A 16122-nucleotide genomic window follows, 5' to 3' on the forward strand; every position below is an offset into this window, starting at 1 on the left:
CCCGCTTGAGATCAGCTAGACGAACCGCCGGATGCGGGCCCGCATGTCCGGTGGTGTGGGGGGCGGGCCGGGAGAACCGGCTCGCCTACCCGATACTGGGCAGTTTCGCGGTGCGCTCCGGGCAGGCGGCGCCGACATAGCGCTGGCGGTCTGCGCGGTGACTCTTCGCGGCGCCACGTGCTGGTGAGCGGGTCGCGCTGGGCCTGGACGAGGCGGCGCAGGACGGTGGTGTGCAGGGTCCATCCGGCCAGCGGGACGGCCAGGGCAGTGATGTGGAGCGTCTTCCTCGATAACGCGAGCGTGGTCATACTGGTGGCTTCCTCTCGTAGCGCTACGGGATGGGAAGCCCGGAACAGGCGGCGAACTGGTGATTCCCGGCGGCTGTTCCGGGCATCGTGCTGTGCGGGGTTCAGGCGGCCAGCTGGTGGCCGGCGGCCGGGGGAGCGATGTAGCTGTGCGGGTCGGCGAGGGTTCCGTCGTGACATTCCAGGCAGCTGTTGAGCGCGGTCGGTATTGGCGGAGTGCACTTGTTCCGTAGTCGCGCTATTCCGGTGACAGGTCGCCGTAGGAGCCGAAGATGTGCGGGTGGGCATGACGAGCCCCGTAGGTTGTCGTCTCTCCTGGGACGAGCAGCGCAAAGAACGGGCTGGCCTAGTTGCGCACCAGCGAGGCAGGATCGGCCGTGTGATACGTCATCCCCACGACAATGCCGAGCTGCTCGCCCTGGTTCGCCGCTATGTCACGCCTGAGCGGCGCTACCTGAAGCTCGGCGGCAGCTTGCTACGCATGCGAAGTCCTGAGTACGACCGATTCATGCGAGATCTCTGCGAGGACGCGGGACTCATCACTGCGGATGAGATCGCCACTCTTCTTGAGGGCGGCTGGCGGGAACGGAGGACTGCGGCATGGCTCGTGGCTGTCTCCCGCCGGACCGAGTTCCGTGAGCGCCTCGGAGAACTCCTCCTGGCCAGCGAGGTTTGCTGTGCTGGGCTGGCCTATTGCGTGGCCCTGGCCAGTTTCGGAACGGCGCGCGACGCTGATCTGCTCGCCGCCTACCTTGATCGCTACCTTTGCCGCCCCGACCTCGCGTACGACCAGACCGTAGTCATGGGCGCTCTCCTGTTCATCGACCTGAATCTCAAAGGCGACCAGGCTTCCCGCTTCCTGGGCCCGGGCGGTCTGTGGCAACAGTGGCTCCAGGAGGCGTCTCACATGCAGCCCAACCCGGACCCCATCCCCTCCTTTTTGAGCCTCATTCGCCGACTTTGCGCCTTCGTCGACGAATGCGCTGAAGCAAGGTGACGGCCTCACTCCTCGTGTGGTCTCGCTGGCCCATGGCCCAAGCCACGGTGTCGTGCTCCGGAACTCAGCGTCCCCGAATGCTCTGGCGGGTGTGAAACCCGCTGGTCTCCGTGCGAGGCCGTGCGCGATGCTGAACACGTGATCGATCGAGAAACCGCGGTCCAGATCGTTGAAGGACAGCTGGAACGCGACTATGTGACGGACTGCTCGGTGTGCCCGGATCCGATGCGCATGGCCGTGGCGCAAGTAGAAGAGCACGAGCTGGTGTGGATCGTCTCCTGGACGTCCGAGGAGTACCTGCGCACCCGGAATCCGGACTTCATGCTGGTCGGAAACGGTCCTTTCCTGGTTGATCGACTCGACGGAAGTCTGCACCAGATCGGCGTCGTCTCTGCGGTAACCGATGGGTGGCAGGCTGACTACAGAACCCGTATCCGAGGGCAGGCGGTGCGGACTCCGGTGGATGATCTACACGATGAGGTTCGTGCTGTGGCGGCTGTTCGGGGGCGGATCCATGCCATGCACGCTCTGCGTCAGAAACTGCCGGTGCTGTCTCTTGCCGAGGTCATCGAGTACGTGGGCGCCTTGGAGGACGGCACCGTTCCGGATCACCTTGTAAGGGTCGCCACGAAAGAGCTGGTACCCCCTGTCAATTCGGTGCTGACTGCGAAGACCATCCGTGGGGCCGCCCGGAGCACCGGCTGACCTAAGGGTCAATTCTGCTTGCGGGTAGCGATGTAGTCGAAACGTTCGGCGCCCTGCCAGCCAGTCACACGCGGCCCGGGCGGAGTTAATACTCCAGCTGTAGATCGTGATCTTGCTGATTGTGTGTGACTGGGTGCGATAGCTGTCATCTGGGCACGACATCTGTCACCAGCCCTACACTCCAGCCATGCCGATCCAGCCCCGGTCCGCAGGCTCCGCTGAGGAGCAGCTGTCGATCATCGATGCCTTGATTGCTCTGCCGTTCCCCGAACAGGAAGGCCAGTCGAGGACGCAACACGGATGGGGCGGGCCTGGATATCACATCGCTGTTCTCCGGGAGAGCCGGGACTTCTGGGACGTTCCTGGTCCGGAGACGATCACGGCGGCCGAGGAGGAGTTGGAGGCAGACCTCACCTCACTGGTCACGGTGCTGGCTGGGCGTTGGGGCAGTGCGACCGTGGTCGATCTGTGGCCCTATCTCGGGCTCGACAATCCGGACTACCCAGACATCGAGGAGGCGCCCGAGCCCCTGGGCTCCCTGTGCATCCTTGCTGGGAGCATGCAGGTGTGGCAGGTGCCGTCTGCTGGTCGCTGGCTCGGGCTCACCATCGGCCAAGTCGATCGAGAGCTCCCCTTCGAACTGCTCGCCGTCGTCGGCGAGGCCTCCACGCTTCCAGAGTGAGCCGCGGGGCTGCCTGCCCCTTCGCCGGCTGCGGCTCAGCCGGCTCGCGTGCTCTGCTTCAACGAGAGGTCTTGCGACCGAGACGTGCAGCTCGCTGCCGAACGCCGCCACGACCTGGGCACCGAAGCGGTCCTCCCAGCTCCGCAGGAGTGCACACAGCAGAGGGAGTGGCGCTTCCGCAGACCAGCCGATCAACGCCAGAGCATCGCTGCTGCGATGGGCAGGGACGAGAACGAGGCAGCACTCGTCCAGCCCGAACTCGCACGTCTCAATGAGCCCGACAAGCAGGCTTGACGCAGACTCTTCGGGCGTCAGGCCCGCGGACGTAACCGGCATCGCCGGCGTCAGCCCCGGCCACTATTCGAAGGGCGGCCCGGGGTCGTGTGGCCATGGCTCGATTCCCTCAGGTGCAGGGGCTGGCATCGGGTCCGTCCAGAACGGCAGCCTCCTGCGGCGGTACTCGACGAAGTCCGCCGCCAGCACCTCCTCCAGGCGGACGGCGTCGGCGTGGTCCGGACTGAGCGGTCTTCCCATGGCGGCGGGCCAGCACAGGAGCGGAACCAGGCCGCCACTTCGTCGAAGCAGCGAATCACAGCTCGGACGAGTGCGTCGCTGGGGAGCTGGGCCGACCAGATCTCGGGTGCCCTTGTTGTCGTGTCGCTGCCATGACGCAGTTCCAGCATGCGGACCCAGAGGTCCTCGTCAGAAAGTCCTGGGGCGCGTTCCTGATGTAGGACGCGGTGAGCTCTGCTTTAGCCTGCTGGTCCTCAACAGTGCAGTCAGCCCACCCATGTGCCCCTAGGGTCCAGGTGATGCGCACGCTGGATGTCACTGCGACTCCTCGGCGAGGAAGTGCTGGATATCGGCTGCCAGGGAGGACATCTGTTCTCCGGCCTCCAACCAGATGGTGACCGAAGCGGTCCATCCTCCCGCGACGTCCGGCCAGGGGCGCAACGTCCACGTCAGTCCGATGCGGCCGCCGGACCGAAAGACGGCCGACACCGCCAAATCCCCGTCATATGTCTGCCAGGTCCGCTCGCCCTCCCAGCCCCGATAATCTGCGGCCAGCTCGGCGAGGAAGGCCGCGAGATCGGCGTCCCAGATCCAGGCCACGACCTCGTCGACACGCGCGGTCAAGCCGGGAGCCCAGGCCTCGACCATGTACTGCACGCAGGCTTCGTCGAACGGCTGCGTTTCGCTGAGCCGCACCCCGACGGCCGCGTTGTCCAGGGAGCGGATGGTCACGCCGGGCTTGTCGTCGATGGCGCCGTCCGGGGAGGTCATGGGCGAACGCTAGGCCAGCACCAGGCACGACGTCATTCGGATTCATCGGTGGTCGCGGTGGTTCAGGTTGAGAGAGACGGTCGGCAGATAGCCAAGGACGACTGAGAACTCGCGCAGATAGGCGTGCTGGGCCACCCCGGGAGTAGAACAGGCACAGGACCTAGCGATCATGGAGTTGCGACGCTCTGTGATCACTGGGAGACCTGTGCCTGCACTGCCATCATGGCTGACTGAACCTGACATGTCGATCAAGGGAGATGGCGGGATGCACTGCACTGGCCGGGAGCTGCAGTGAGCTGTGAGCGGGGTGGAAGGTGCTGGTGTGTCCGGGTGTCACAGCGTCGTATGACCTGATTCCGTAGCGGCTGCCTCGACCTTCGGCGGCCAGTGCTGGAGCACCGCCTTGACACCGTGCGCGGCCCCGGCGATCTGGGCACCCAGGGAGGGGTTGCTGTTGCGCTGCCGGAACGCGGTATCCAGCTCCAGGACCGCGGCGGCCAGCACCCCCAGCTGTCGCAGCTGGGTGAGGAGTTGGGCACGGGCGTACTCGCCGCGACCGGCGGCGATCACCAGGGCGTGCCACTGCAGGGCGTCCAGCTTCAGCGCCAGATCCGACTTGTCGACGAAGTCGCCGTCGTCGATCGCGCGGCAGCGACGGATCGCCTTGCATCCCTGCAGCACCTGAACCGCCAGCTCTCCCTCCGGGCTGTCCAGGTCCCGCCGGATCACGTAGCTGTGGTGCAGGCGGCGCAGCACCTCCGCCTTGGAGGTCATGGCGCGCACCACCGCCTTCCCCCGGCTGGGCACGGCGTCGTTCCACATCGGCGCGTTCTCGAAAGGATTGCCGCGCCCGTACTGGACCCGGTGCAGAGAGTTCCACCGCTCGTAGGGCAGGTCCGGGTCGAACATCACCGGGTCCTCGTCCAGGCGCCGCGCGTAGTCCGGCAGATACAGCTCCACCAGCTCGTCGAGCGCCGTCCCGGACTCGGAGACCGCGTTCTTCGCCAGCGGTACGGCGTCCTGCACCTCGGGCTCGTTGCGGTGCGCCGGGGAATCCTCGATGGCTTCCGCGTCCAGGCGTGCCAGCACGTCGTTCGTCAGCACCCGGGCCGCCGCCGACAACTCCCGCGCCCGTACGGCATCCGGATGCCCGGTCGCCGCCTCCAGCAGCCCCGCGGCCATCCGTCGCAACCCCCGGGTCAGCTCCTCGACCCGCGCGTCGACATCCTGCTCACTCATGTGTTCCCCCCTCGTACGGCTGCGGGAAGTGTGCCAGAGGAAGACACGGCATCCCGTGCTGGCCCAGATCTGTGCGGTTCCGATTTCGGCATAGGAGCGCGAGGCAGGTACGGGATTCCCCGTCAGCAGCAGGCTGCGGCGGCGACGGAGACCGTTAACGCCGTTAATACCCCGCGCCAGCGTTCACCGCGCCGGGTGCTGTCTCAGGGGCCTGGTCCGGAAACCGTTAACGCCGTTAATACCTCGGTGCCGGAGCTGGCGCGGGAAGGGTCTTCGGGGTCGGCCGTTAACGCCGTTAATAGCGGGGAGGCTACGGCTGCCGCACCGGAGCTCGTGCTGATCCCCACGGCGTCCCCGTCAGAGGTCGTCGACGCACTGGTCGCTCACCTCTCTGCGGCGGACCTGGCGGGGGTCGCAGAGCTACTCCTAGATCGGATCAGCGACGACCACAGCAGCTCGGTCGTCCAGAAAGCAGCTGCGGTCTGACTGCTTCTCAGCGCAAAAAGGTGGCTCCGCCTGGGATCGCCCGGGCGCGGCAATGACCACGGCAGCCCGGCTACGGATGGCGCGACAGTGATCTGACTGCCGGAGAACAAAAAAAGCGGCCCCTGCCCCCAGTAATTCCGGGGGCAGGGGCCGCTTCGTGGTCAGGGCGCGGGGGTGGCGAGGGTGTCGTCGATGACGACTTCGGGTTCTGGATCCCCTGCTGCGCGGACGTTGCTGACGCGGTCGATGGCGGGGGCGAGGGTGTCGTAGACGCGGCGGGCGGCGGCGGCCTCATTGGTGTCTGCGTAGCAGGTGCCCCAGCCGCAGTGTGCGTCGGTGTCGAGCTCGGTGAGGTAGGTGCCGAGCTCGGTGCCGGACAGTGTGATCCGGATGAGGCCACGGGTACCGCGTTCGCCGTCGGCGGGCCGGGTCTTGTGGTCGTCCAGGCTCGCGGGCCGGGTGGTGTTCCACAGTCCCTTGGTCAGGACAAGGTCCATGCTGCCGATTCCGGCAGCTTTCTTCAGCCGTGCGTCGTGCTGGGGTGGGGACTGCGTGTCGATACCGCATCCGGTGAGGGTGAGGGCCGCTGCCAGAGCTAGGACGGCGAGAGCGGGTCGAGCGCGCATGGGCGGGTGGCCTCCGTCTTGGGGTCGGGTAGTGGAACTCAGCTCCCGGCGGTTTCTGGGCTGAGTGATCCTGCCCAGGGGTGCCGGGCGATCAGGGGGGCGCACGGAGGTGATCGCGGGTGTGCGGTTCGGGAATCACTCGTGCGTGCCGCGTCAGAAAGACGGTGTGCAAGGGTGGGGGCGCCCGGGGTGGGCGGCTGGCGAATGGGCCGGATACGGAACGGTCACCCCGGGCTTGGCTTCGTTGTTCAGGCGTGGTCGTCGTCGCGCTTGCGCCTGGGCTGGGCGTCGGACACGAACCGGGTCTCGCCCGGGTGCTTCGCATTCCATGCCTCGGCACAGACCTTGTGTGCGGCCTCCCCGGCGTGGGAGCGCAGCGGGGTGGGGTTTCCGCAGAGCACGCATGGGGTGTCGCGGCGGAAGTGAAGGCTGGCCCGCCAGTCGAGGAGCACCGGCTGGCCTGGCCCGGTCATCGCCCGGTGGTGGTGCGGATCGTGGTGCCGGGGCGTCCCTGCCGACGGCCGTTGACGCTGGGCATGTGGGCGTGGTCTGGGCGGGCATGGACGATGTGTCCGGTGTGCTTGCCCTCGTACATGGCCGTGTCGGCCGCGCGCATCAGGGTGGGCAGGTCGGTGGTGCCGATCGCGGCCGGGGTGGCGGCACCGAGGGAGACCGTGAGCGGCAGCAGTCCGTCGCCGTAGGGGATGGGGCGGGTCATGAGGCGGGCCAGGTGGTCCAGGCGCAGCTTCTGGTGCCGGGGTTCGATGGGGGTGAGGGCGGCGAACTCGTCGCCTCCGAGGCGGCCTGCGACACCGTGGCGTCCGGCCCATTCGGTCAGTCGGCTGCCGATCGCGGCGAGTGCGGTGTCACCGGCGGCGTGTCCGTGGCGGTCGTTGAGCTGTTTGAAGTGGTCAGCGTCCGCGAGGATCAGGACCACCTCGTCCGGGTGACGCTTGAGGAGGCGCTGGGCGCGGTCGGTGAACGCTTCGCGGCGCCAGGTGCTGGTGAGCGGGTCGCGCCGGGCCTGGACGAGGCGGCGGCGCAGGAGGGTGGTGTGCAGGGTCCATCCGGCCAGCGGGACGGCCAGGGCAGTGATGTGGAGCGTCTTCCTCGGTAACGCGAGCGTGGTCATACTGGGGGCTTCCTCTCGTAGCGCTACGGGATGAAGCCCGGAACAGCCGGCGAACTGGAGAGTCCTGGCGGCTGTTCCGGGCACCGTGCTGTGCGGGGTTCAGGCGGCCAGCTGATGGCCGGCGGCCGGGGGAGCGATGTAGCTGTGCGGGTCGGCGGGGGTCCCGTCGTGGCATTCCAGGCAGCTGTTGAGGGAGGTCGGTACTGGCGGAGTGCACTTGTTCCGGAGATGCGGTATTCCGGTACAAAGCCGCCGCAGAAGCCCACCTGGGCAGGAAGTAGCGACTTCCCGGCGGAAGGCGGGGTCCAGGACCAGGCTGGTGCCGCGGAATTAACCCTGCGGGCGTCGAACTACGTGCGGGACGAGAAAGCGGCCCGCCGCAGGGTGCGGCGGGCCGTGACGGGCCGCGCTCAGGCCACCCGGTTGTCGAGGCGGGCAGGGTGTAGCTGGCCGGGTCGGCCAGGGTGCCCCTGGTTTTCGCTACTCCTCGCCGGATAGCGGCCGGTCAGTGAACGCTCGCAACTGACGGCCTGAAGACGTCTCGACGAGCCGGAGGATCCCAGGGTCCTTGACTGCGAGGGCGTTCCTTGCCGTCTCGCACCAGTCATCACGCTCGAGAAGTGCCAGATAGTCGTCCCGATAGGGCTGCCAACGCCGAACAGGCCCGATCGAACCTGAGTCACCTTGCTCACCCAGGCTGCTCGCCAGCCACGCAGCGAGGCAGTAGCGACTGGCAGTGGGCCCCAGACGATCGAGGTGGCACAGATGCGCAGCCAGTACCTCCTCGGCATGGGGATAGCGCGCGAGGGTCACGCCCATGCCTTGGCTATAGGTCATCACCAGAAGCAGCCTGCCGGTGTGGTCAGTGATCTCGGCATCCACGCAAGGTCCGGTGATGACTTCATGGAGGCCAGCGGTCTGAGCGACGCTGCCGACGAAGTACGCGTTGAGGAAATCGCCATCGCATGCCCTGCGGAGGAGCCAAGGCCGAGCAACGGGATCGTCGAGCCGGCAGAGGGCTTCTACGACGTAGACCCGTCCCCAGCCGGTGACTCGATCAGCAAGCCAGAGGAGAGCCTCGGTGCCTCCAGGCCGCCTCTCCAAGGCGTGTGCTGCAAGCGGACCGAACCGGTCTGACAGCAATCCAATCGTTTGAATCAGGGGAATGTCATCGACCGCTCCCACGGCAGCGACCAGGGCGAGCCCCACGGTTACTGAACAGCGGTCGGTTCCATGTCGGACCAGCCACCGACCCGTCTCACAGACGCGTTCCCTGTCCGCCCGCTCAGCAGCGGCAATGATGTGTTCGTTGGGGTGAATCGGGATGTAGACGTCGTGGAATGCGTCGGCCAATTCGCTTGGAACAGCAGTGGTACGCGCGAAATGCGTGTCCAGGATGAGCGCCACGTCCTTGCCTGCCAAGCGTCGATCCTCCGGCGCCTTCGGCCGAGGGCAACGACGGTGCAACGCATCGTCGGGATACGGTTCCCCGTCTCTCGGCAGTGGCTCTTCCGGGGTCAGCCGGTGCAACTGCAGGGCGTACTCGAAGAGTGGTATCCGTGATCCGGGCAGTCCTGGCCCGATCGTCTCGCTCATCGGCGGACGGAGGACTCGATTCTCTTGATCATGGCCCTGAGCATGCCACGACGGGTCTCAGCGGAACAAGGCCTCCACGCGTGCCTCGTTGCGTCAAACACAACAGCCAGGCGTCACACGTCGAAAGCGGTGGAGCTGCGAGACCGACTCCACCGCCCTGAACAGGCGGTCTATGCCTGAGCAGGGCCGGAATAGGACGAAGTGGTAGCGGCGGCGGTAGGCGCCGCATGTCTGCCGAGCTGCCATGGCCTTGTCGCGCGCGGCCTGCTGCTTCCCTGCTGCTTCCCGGCGAAGCGTTCCGCGAGCCCTCCTACGGGAACTGCTTCTCCTCGCGGCCGATGTCGTCGATCGGGCCGAGGATCGTCCAGCCGGGCCCGAGGGGGCGGGTGGACCGGAAGCCGTGGGCGTCCGCGTACTCCTCGGCCTCCTCCGCGGTGTCCTCGGGGGCGCGCATGATCGTGTAGCGCGGGGGGTCCTCGTGGTAGAAGCGGTAGAACGTGCGGCCCTCGTCCTTGGGCTGGTAGAGGATCACGCTGACGCCCCAGAGGGCGTCGTACACCTTCTGGTCGCGCGGGGGCGTCGTCGTGCACGTGTCGGAGGGGCGGCCGGGCTCGCGGACGCAGGTCCGGTACTGGCTCCAGTCGATGCGTTCGGCGCGGGGGTGTTCCGCGATCAGCTTCCGCATCCGGGCGTCGGCCCGGGCGAAGGCGTCCTCGCGGCGGTCGTACTCCTGCTGCAGCCGGTTGAAGCGCTGCTCGTCGAAGCCGCTGCCGAAGTGGGCTTCCAGGCCCGCGAGGACGGCGACCCGCCAGGCCAGGTACCCGGCCGTCACGACGAGCAGCGTGACGACCAGGACCCGGCCCGGCGAGCGCCTGTGGGGCATCAGGTCGGTGAGGTCAGAACGTGCCGCTGATGGGGATCTCGATGTCCGCCTGCGCGATCGGCGGGGGGTACTTCCCATCGAACCGGTCATAGTGCTGGAGCGTAAACCAGTCGATGAAGCCGTACTCCGTGATCTCGTCGTCCGGGTCGAGACCGAAGTGGTCGTAGGAGTGGAAGACGAGCTTGCCGGAGAAGGAGTTGCCCTCGACCTTGTAGTCCTTCAGCGCGATCGTGTGGCCGTGGAACTGGTGGATCGCGATGGAGAGGGCGCGCTGGTTGGCGTCCCAGAGCGAGAAGTCGTACACCGGGTACTTCACGTCCTGGCGGAGGAACTCCTGGAAGAGGAAGTTCTTGGAGAGGTCCTCCTGGACCTTGAGCTGATCGGTGCGGCCCTTGTTGTCGATGAGGGACTGCTTGATGATCTGGCCGGCCTTGTCGGTGTACGTCTTCTCCTGTGGTGAGGCGCCGACGGCGCGGGAGAGGGCCGTGCCGGAGCCGCCGTAGAGGTAGCGGCCGGGGTCGAAGTTGTCGTCGACGGTGACCGTGCCCGCGCTCTGGCCGCCGTGGCCGTAGCGGAAGGCGTTGCGGAGGTCGTCGACGGACTGGGCGTAGTCGGCGTCGGCGCCGAGCTTGCCGAAGTTCATGATGTCGTTGAACTCGGCCCACATCCAGGACTCGGGCGTGATGCGGGCGACCCAGAACTCCCAGCTGAGGTCGGTGAGTTCGTCGAAGTTGTAGTCGTTGAAGGTGAGGTCGTCGGCGACGCGCGGGTCGGCCGGGACGGGCGGGTGCTGGGGGTCGGGGGCCTTGCGGCGGCCCTCGCGGAAGGACGACTGGTGGATCAGCATGTCGGTCGGGGGCGGGTCGCCCGGGTCTCCGCCGTCGCCGGGGCCGTCGGAGAGGATTCGCTTGCCAGGGGCCTTGGGGCCTGCCTTGTCGAAGGCGTGGCTGTCAAGGACGACGTACTTGGCGGAGCCGTCGGCCGTGGCGGTGGCCGTGATCGTGCTGCCGCTGCGCTGCTGGCCCGACTGCTTGACGAGGTGGCGGGCCTTCTCGTCGTAGCGGTAGAGGGCCGGTGCGGTGCCCTCCGTACGGTCGGGGTCGAGGCGGAAGGTGAGCCTTGCGGCGCGGTCCGCGGGGGCGGAGACCTGGAAGCCGTTGCCGAGGTAGCCCGGAGTGGACTCCGGGAACTCCCGCTGCTTGGCAGGGAGCCTGGTGACCTGGAAGCCGCCGACCTGCTTGGCGCGCAGGCCTTTGAGCGTGGCCTCGGCGGCGGTGGCGCCGCCGTCCGCGCGGCGGGTTACGTTGAAGGCGGAGTTCTTAGCGCGGGGGGAGGTGTTGAGCCTTATCTCCTCGCCGTCCTGGACGCCGTCGCCGTCGGTGTCGGCCTTGGTGGGCTCCGTGCGGAGCTTCAGCTCGCGGGCGTCCGCGAGGCCGTCCTGGTCGGTGTCGGCGCGGGTGGGCGTGGTGCGGAGCTTGAGCTCGCGGGCGGTCGTGAGGCCGTCCTTGTCGGGGTCCTCGGCGCCGTCCTTGGTGCCGTCGCCGTCGGTGTCGGCCTTGAGCGGGCTGCTGAAGCGGTAGCCGAGCTCGGCGAAGTCGGAGAGGCCGTCGCCGTCGGTGTCCTCGGACTTGGGGTCGAGCTTGGCGCGCACCTCCAGGTCGTCGGGGAGGCGGTCGCCGTCGGTGTCCTCTGTCGGCGAGATGCCGTGCTTGGCGAAGGACGCCCAGGTCGGGGTATCGGCCTTGGCGCCGGGCTCGGCGCGGTACCAGACGGTCTCGGTCCTGCCCGGCTGGAGGGTGTTCGTGGGGCCGACGCCCTGGAGCGTCGTGCGCGCGTCCTGGGGGGCGGCGAGCTTCGCGGCGGAGGTGTCCGTGATGCGGTCAGAGAGCTCGAAGGTCAGCGACCATTTGGAGACGGGGTGATCGGAGACGTTCTCGAGCTGGAGCCGGGCGACGTACGAGCCCTCCGTCGCTCTGCCGCGGAGGGCGGCCGGGACCTGGCTCCACGCCGCGTCGCCGGGGGCGACCTGGCGGTAGGAGACGTCGATCGTGTTGTCGCGGTAGAGCGTCGCCCCGTCGGTGGCCGCGCCGTCGCCGGGGGTTCCCGCGGCGGCGGGCACGGCCGTGCCGAGGAGAAGGAGTAAGGCCGCGCCGAGGGGCACGGCGGCGCTTCTGTTCATGGGGCCTCCCATGTCTGAAGCCATGTCTGAAGACATGCCTGTTGTCTCGAAGCTGCCGCTGTGCCAAGGCAGTTCGGAATCGAACGGGAAAGCTAGCAGACGTGGGGGATGGTTCCCAAGGTGTGGTGGAGGCGAAATTGAGACGTTTGGGAGATTGGTAAGCCCTGTTCCGCTTGTGTTCCTGCTCTGCCTGGGCACCAGCCTGGCGACCAAGGAGGAGCTCGCGGCCAACGGCGGCTACGTGCTCTCCCTGGTGGCTGCTGAAGGTTGGACAGTGGGTGGGGGCTGGTTGTGCAGACCGGTCGGCCTGTCCGGTCCTCGCCCGCCCGCGATCGGGTGGGCGAGGACCAGGCGGAGCGACCGGAGGATCAGCGCTTCTGCAGCGGGTGGACGTTGTCGAGGGTGTCGTCGGCGGGCGGGCCGACCGTGACGGGGACATTTCCCGTCCCGGTTCACCACCACGCTCTGAGCTGGGCGGTCAAGCTCACCTGGCAAACGGTCAAGATCGCCTGTCAGAGGACAGAGGCCGTGGGTGGGGTGGCATGTGACCACGGAAGGGGCAGGGTCCGACACCGGGCAGGACTGCGCCGGGGCTGTGTGGTGAGCAATCAAGACAAGTCCCGGACGGCAGGAGAAATTTCGAGCAACTATCGAGTGGTGTCGAGCTAGCGCGAGCATTCTGAGGGCACGACCACTACGAAGGGTTGATCCCATGCCACTGGAGTTTCTCGGCAGCAGCAACACCTCCCAGGGCGGCGGTTGCCCGTCCTTCTACCGTGACACCGAGACGGGTGACATCGTCGTCCAGGGCAACAAGCTCACCGACGAGAGCAAGATCGCGCAGCTCCTCCAGGTGAAGCCGGGTGAGGAGTTCGTCGTCGTCCCCGCCGTCCTGTTCGAGTACCACGCTGCGAAGGTGACCAGTGCCTGAGCTGGTCAGCGGCCAGGCCTTCCTCCAGCTCTTCCGCGACTTCAGACACGTCGCGTTCCGCCTGGAGGTCCGCACCTCGTACGGCATCCCGGACGAGGACGAGCCCTACCGGCGCTTCCTCGCGGGTGATGATCCGGGCCTGGACTGGTTCGCGCCGTGGCTGGACCTGATGCGGGAGGAGACCGGGACGGGGAAGCGCGTCGAGCGCGTCCGCGTCATCGACTCCCCGCCCTCCGACTATCTCCGCTTCGAGCTGTGGGGCACGCCGAACAACCTCGCGGCCGGGGAGGACATCCGATACCTCGCCCGGGACCAGGCCGAGGCCGCCGGACTGCCGAACTACGACTACTGGCTGTTCGACGCCCGGACCGTGGCCCGGCTTCGTTTCGACGACCATGACCGGTTCCTGGGCGTTTTCCTCTACGACGACCCCGAGGACGTCCTACGCCACGTGCAGTGGCGCGAGGCGGCATGGCACCATGCGATCACCTTCGAGGACTACCAGAAGGAGCACGCGCCGCCGCTGTGAGCGACTACCAGACTGCCCGGATAGCACTCGGCGCGCGGCTTCGTGAGCTCCGCGCCGAGTCCGGGCTGAACGGAAAATCGCTGGCCGTACGGCTGGGTTGGCCGGCATCCAAGGTCAGCAAGATCGAGACGGGTAAGCAGAGCCCGACCGGTGAGGACCTGAAGGCCTGGGCCGCGGCGCTCGGCGTACCGGAGACCGTCTCGGAGCTGATGGGCCGCCTACGGTCCCTTGAGACGCACTACGCGGCATGGCGCCGCCAACTGGCCGCTGGTGTACGGGCCAGGCAGGAGGCATGGCAGGCGACGGAGAGCGCATCGGCGACGGTGTGGAACTTCGAGTCAGCAGTGATTCCGGGGCTGCTCCAGACGCCGGAGTACGCGCGCCACATGTTCATCCGCACCACCACGCTGCATCGCACCGTGCAGGACATCGAGGCCGGGGTGAATGCGCGCATGCAGCGGCAGCAGGCCCTCTATGCGCCTGGCCGGTCGTTCCACTTCCTGGTCTGGGAACCTGCGCTCCACATGCTGCTGTGCCCACGGGAAGTGATGGCCGGCCAGCTGGATCGGCTGGCGGGTGTCCACGGGATGTCGACCGTATCCCTGGGCGTCGTCCCGTTCGGCGCGGAGCTGACCGTCGTGCCCACTCACGGTTTCTGGATCTTCGACGAGCAGCTCGTCATGGTCGAGACGATCGGCGCAGAACTCCGCCTTACGGACACCGCCGAGATCGAGCTCTATCGGACGGTGTGGTGTGAGCTCCAGGACGTCGCCGTGTTCGGTCGGGAGGCACACCGGCTGATAGCCCGAGCGAGGGCCTCTCTCAACCTGATGTGAGCAACACCGAGAACACCAGCGGGCCTCTTCGAAATTCGGAGAAACCGGCGCGCAATGCCGCAACATCTGTCTTTACGGTGCTGGTCATGGCCCAACGGACACGCAATCCGGGCTCGGAATGGTTGGCCTCGTGCGCCCCGGATCCCGTACAGGTACACCGCACGTGGGCGGCCGGTGAACTGGCCTCCCTCCCGTCCGGTCGGCTCTGGCTCGCTGTCGAGGCCGACATCAGGCCGACTGTCGCCGCGATGCAGCGCATCGGCCCGGACCGGCTCGGTCCGGTCCTCGTCTACCCCAGTGCTGACCGTGCCTGGTGGCCCGTGCTGCCGGGCGCAGAGGAAGCCCTCGATGACCTGTCCAGGCTGACGGTGCATCCGGAGCGCTGGCCGCTCCGGTGCCCGCCGGCCGAGCGGTACATAGACGGCTACGGGTGGCTGGAGAAGCCGGACGGCTCGGGAAAGCTGACGAGCCCGACCGTTCTGGGAGCCGCGTTCGATCCTGGCGGAGGGCTCCGATTGCCGGCTGGGGCCTTCTGCTAAGCGCCGCTGGGCCAGGACGACGCCGACGACACGGAACCCATGCGGACAGGAGCCAGCAGATGAAGGGTGACCGCAGCGGGCGCGACCAGCTCGTGTATGTGGCCGTCCTCGCCGTGCTCCTGGTCGTGCTCGTGCTCGGCGTCGCCCAGTCGTGACCACCACGAACAACCTGTCGGAAGGAGTCGCCATGCTTGAGCGTGCCCAACTCATCTGCGGTGCAGGCGAGGTCAGAGTGGACGCCGATTGCGTTGCCTCGGAGGTGGCGCGGTGAGAGGCGTACGAGCCCCGGCCGAGCTGAGCCCCGGAGTGTCCGTGCACTCCAGGCAAGAACGGGAGTTAGCGGTAGGCCACTGGCTGCTCACCGCAGCTCCGAACATGAATGAGGCTCGCGAGCAGTGGGCGACGAGGGGTATCGCGCTCCTGCGGTGCGGCGGACTGTTCGCTGCGATCCGCATCCCGGCCGGCATCGTGCAGGCTGCCGCTGGCACTGAGGACCCCAAGCGCATCGGTGTCTATCTGGACGAAGCGGTCCACGGCCCCGTTTTCATCGACACGTCCTCCCAGCGGTACTACGCCCTCGTACCGGCGAGCGCGTCACGGCTACCGCAATGGGCCGACCGTCAGGTGCCGGAAGCGGAGTGTCTTGGGTCCGGTTGCTTCCTCGGTGTCCCGCGCCCGCAGCGGACCGAGCCGGAGCAGTTCCGGTCCTACTGGTGTGTGCCGATGGACGGCCCCGGCGCCCTGTGCAGCCCGGACGCGGTCTCGCAGCTCGTCGCCTACGGCCGCTATCAGCGTGCCCTCGGGGAGCGCCTGGCGGCGAAGGCGGACGAGGACGGTCATGGATAAGACGACAGAGAGCGCCGAGACGGCATACCGCGCCTACGTGGGCCACACCATCACCCACGCCGACTGCGGCGCTGACAGGCCGTGCGAGAAGCTGCGTCGGCTGAAGGACGCGTGGCAGAGCCTCTGCCGGCGGTGCGCCAGCTGCGGTACAACCAGCCTTCCCAGCCTCAGCGTCGTGGGGGCAACGATCCCTCTGTGCGACGACTGCAAGCCGCGGCAGGTCCGGTGACGACCTTCCCGCGGCCGCTCGTTGTTCCGTATATCGCGTCATGGTCGGCGGAGCAGGCCCGCAGCCCTGTGGTGATCGGTCCGCGCGGTGGCATCACC

16 protein-coding genes and 1 pseudogene are annotated in these 16122 nt (G+C 67.5%); 8 read left to right on the plus strand and 9 right to left on the minus strand.

Annotated elements, in window-relative coordinates; genetic code table 11:
- Positions 1–684 precede the first annotated feature (684 nt).
- From ACFU8W_RS50050 to ACFU8W_RS50060, 3 genes are all read left to right on the plus strand, one after another.
- Positions 685–1302, plus strand: a complete 618-nt coding sequence (locus ACFU8W_RS50050; protein WP_384052516.1) for a DUF6000 family protein — start codon at positions 685–687, stop codon at positions 1300–1302.
- Positions 1303–1440: 138 nt separating this feature from the next.
- Positions 1441–2007, plus strand: coding sequence for a YrhB domain-containing protein (locus ACFU8W_RS50055; RefSeq protein ID WP_384052517.1), 567 nt, complete (start codon positions 1441–1443; stop codon positions 2005–2007).
- A 187-nt stretch (positions 2008–2194) separates the two neighbouring features.
- Positions 2195–2689 (plus strand): hypothetical protein, encoded by a 495-nt coding sequence (locus ACFU8W_RS50060; protein ID WP_384052518.1) that lies wholly within the window; start codon positions 2195–2197, stop codon positions 2687–2689.
- Between the two features lie 93 nt (positions 2690–2782).
- Here the strand turns inward: ACFU8W_RS50060 and ACFU8W_RS50065 are convergent.
- From ACFU8W_RS50065 to ACFU8W_RS50105, 9 genes and pseudogenes are all read right to left on the minus strand, one after another.
- Positions 2783–3025: pseudogene (locus tag ACFU8W_RS50065) on the minus strand (DUF4253 domain-containing protein); the annotation flags it as partial.
- Positions 3026–3517: 492 nt separating this feature from the next.
- Positions 3518–3973: a DUF6228 family protein gene (locus ACFU8W_RS50070; RefSeq protein WP_384052519.1), complete on the minus strand. Its 456-nt coding sequence runs from the start codon at positions 3971–3973 to the stop codon at positions 3518–3520.
- A 333-nt stretch (positions 3974–4306) separates the two neighbouring features.
- Positions 4307–5212: a hypothetical protein gene (locus ACFU8W_RS50075; protein WP_384052520.1), complete on the minus strand. Its 906-nt coding sequence runs from the start codon at positions 5210–5212 to the stop codon at positions 4307–4309.
- Between the two features lie 647 nt (positions 5213–5859).
- Positions 5860–6324 (minus strand): hypothetical protein, encoded by a 465-nt coding sequence (locus ACFU8W_RS50080; protein WP_384052521.1) that lies wholly within the window; start codon positions 6322–6324, stop codon positions 5860–5862.
- Between the two features lie 248 nt (positions 6325–6572).
- A complete protein-coding gene (locus tag ACFU8W_RS50085) occupies positions 6573–6797 on the minus strand; it encodes a hypothetical protein (protein ID WP_384052522.1) in 225 nt (74 codons plus the stop codon).
- The gene (locus ACFU8W_RS50090; RefSeq protein ID WP_384052523.1) at positions 6794–7456 is read right to left on the minus strand and encodes a GGDEF domain-containing protein; all 663 of its coding nucleotides are present in this window, start codon (positions 7454–7456) and stop codon (positions 6794–6796) included. Before ACFU8W_RS50090 ends, ACFU8W_RS50085 begins: the two co-directional genes overlap by 4 nt.
- Before the next feature lie 480 nt (positions 7457–7936).
- Positions 7937–8878 (minus strand): hypothetical protein, encoded by a 942-nt coding sequence (locus ACFU8W_RS50095; protein WP_384052524.1) that lies wholly within the window; start codon positions 8876–8878, stop codon positions 7937–7939.
- A 484-nt stretch (positions 8879–9362) separates the two neighbouring features.
- Entirely contained in the window at positions 9363–9935 is a 573-nt protein-coding gene (locus ACFU8W_RS50100) for a hypothetical protein (RefSeq protein ID WP_384052525.1), read from the minus strand.
- Positions 9936–9948: 13 nt separating this feature from the next.
- Positions 9949–12114: a DUF3289 family protein gene (locus ACFU8W_RS50105; RefSeq protein ID WP_384052526.1), complete on the minus strand. Its 2166-nt coding sequence runs from the start codon at positions 12112–12114 to the stop codon at positions 9949–9951.
- Positions 12115–12826: 712 nt separating this feature from the next.
- Here ACFU8W_RS50105 and ACFU8W_RS50110 point away from each other — a divergent pair.
- The 5 genes from ACFU8W_RS50110 to ACFU8W_RS50130 all read left to right on the plus strand — a co-directional run bounded on the left by ACFU8W_RS50110 (position 12827) and on the right by ACFU8W_RS50130 (position 15795).
- A complete protein-coding gene (locus tag ACFU8W_RS50110; RefSeq protein ID WP_345513434.1) occupies positions 12827–13045 on the plus strand; it encodes a hypothetical protein in 219 nt (72 codons plus the stop codon).
- On the plus strand, positions 13038–13574 hold the full coding sequence (locus ACFU8W_RS50115; protein ID WP_384052527.1) for a DUF6879 family protein: 537 nt from the start codon (positions 13038–13040) through the stop codon (positions 13572–13574). Before ACFU8W_RS50110 ends, ACFU8W_RS50115 begins: the two co-directional genes overlap by 8 nt.
- The gene (locus ACFU8W_RS50120) at positions 13517–14410 is read left to right on the plus strand and encodes a helix-turn-helix domain-containing protein (protein WP_384052528.1); all 894 of its coding nucleotides are present in this window, start codon (positions 13517–13519) and stop codon (positions 14408–14410) included. Before ACFU8W_RS50115 ends, ACFU8W_RS50120 begins: the two co-directional genes overlap by 58 nt.
- Positions 14411–14496: 86 nt before the next feature.
- Positions 14497–14949: a hypothetical protein gene (locus ACFU8W_RS50125; protein WP_384052529.1), complete on the plus strand. Its 453-nt coding sequence runs from the start codon at positions 14497–14499 to the stop codon at positions 14947–14949.
- 375 nt (positions 14950–15324) lie between these two features.
- Entirely contained in the window at positions 15325–15795 is a 471-nt protein-coding gene (locus ACFU8W_RS50130; protein WP_384052530.1) for a hypothetical protein, read from the plus strand.
- The last annotated feature ends 327 nt before the right edge of the window (positions 15796–16122 follow it).

Origin of the sequence: Streptomyces sp. NPDC057565, from assembly GCF_042801455.1 — a bacterium.
Taxonomy (GTDB): domain Bacteria; phylum Actinomycetota; class Actinomycetes; order Streptomycetales; family Streptomycetaceae; genus Streptomyces; species Streptomyces yanii.

What these genes read in the sequence shown, in the direction of transcription:
- ACFU8W_RS50060 (WP_384052518.1), top strand. Translation starts at nt 2,195, where the DNA reads ATGCCGATCCAGCCCCGGTCCGCAGGCTCCGCTGAGGAGCAGCTGTCG.
- ACFU8W_RS50125 (WP_384052529.1), top strand. Translation starts at nt 14,497, where the DNA reads ATGGCCCAACGGACACGCAATCCGGGCTCGGAATGGTTGGCCTCGTGC.
- ACFU8W_RS50085 (WP_384052522.1), bottom strand. Translation starts at nt 6,797, where the DNA reads ATGACCGGGCCAGGCCAGCCGGTGCTCCTCGACTGGCGGGCCAGCCTT.
- ACFU8W_RS50070 (WP_384052519.1), bottom strand. Translation starts at nt 3,973, where the DNA reads ATGACCTCCCCGGACGGCGCCATCGACGACAAGCCCGGCGTGACCATC.
- ACFU8W_RS50100 (WP_384052525.1), bottom strand. Translation starts at nt 9,935, where the DNA reads ATGCCCCACAGGCGCTCGCCGGGCCGGGTCCTGGTCGTCACGCTGCTC.
- ACFU8W_RS50110 (WP_345513434.1), top strand. Translation starts at nt 12,827, where the DNA reads ATGCCACTGGAGTTTCTCGGCAGCAGCAACACCTCCCAGGGCGGCGGT.
- ACFU8W_RS50130 (WP_384052530.1), top strand. Translation starts at nt 15,325, where the DNA reads ATGAATGAGGCTCGCGAGCAGTGGGCGACGAGGGGTATCGCGCTCCTG.
- ACFU8W_RS50105 (WP_384052526.1), bottom strand. Translation starts at nt 12,114, where the DNA reads ATGAACAGAAGCGCCGCCGTGCCCCTCGGCGCGGCCTTACTCCTTCTC.
- ACFU8W_RS50120 (WP_384052528.1), top strand. Translation starts at nt 13,517, where the DNA reads ATGGCACCATGCGATCACCTTCGAGGACTACCAGAAGGAGCACGCGCC.
- ACFU8W_RS50075 (WP_384052520.1), bottom strand. Translation starts at nt 5,212, where the DNA reads ATGAGTGAGCAGGATGTCGACGCGCGGGTCGAGGAGCTGACCCGGGGG.
- ACFU8W_RS50080 (WP_384052521.1), bottom strand. Translation starts at nt 6,324, where the DNA reads ATGCGCGCTCGACCCGCTCTCGCCGTCCTAGCTCTGGCAGCGGCCCTC.
- ACFU8W_RS50090 (WP_384052523.1), bottom strand. Translation starts at nt 7,456, where the DNA reads ATGACCACGCTCGCGTTACCGAGGAAGACGCTCCACATCACTGCCCTG.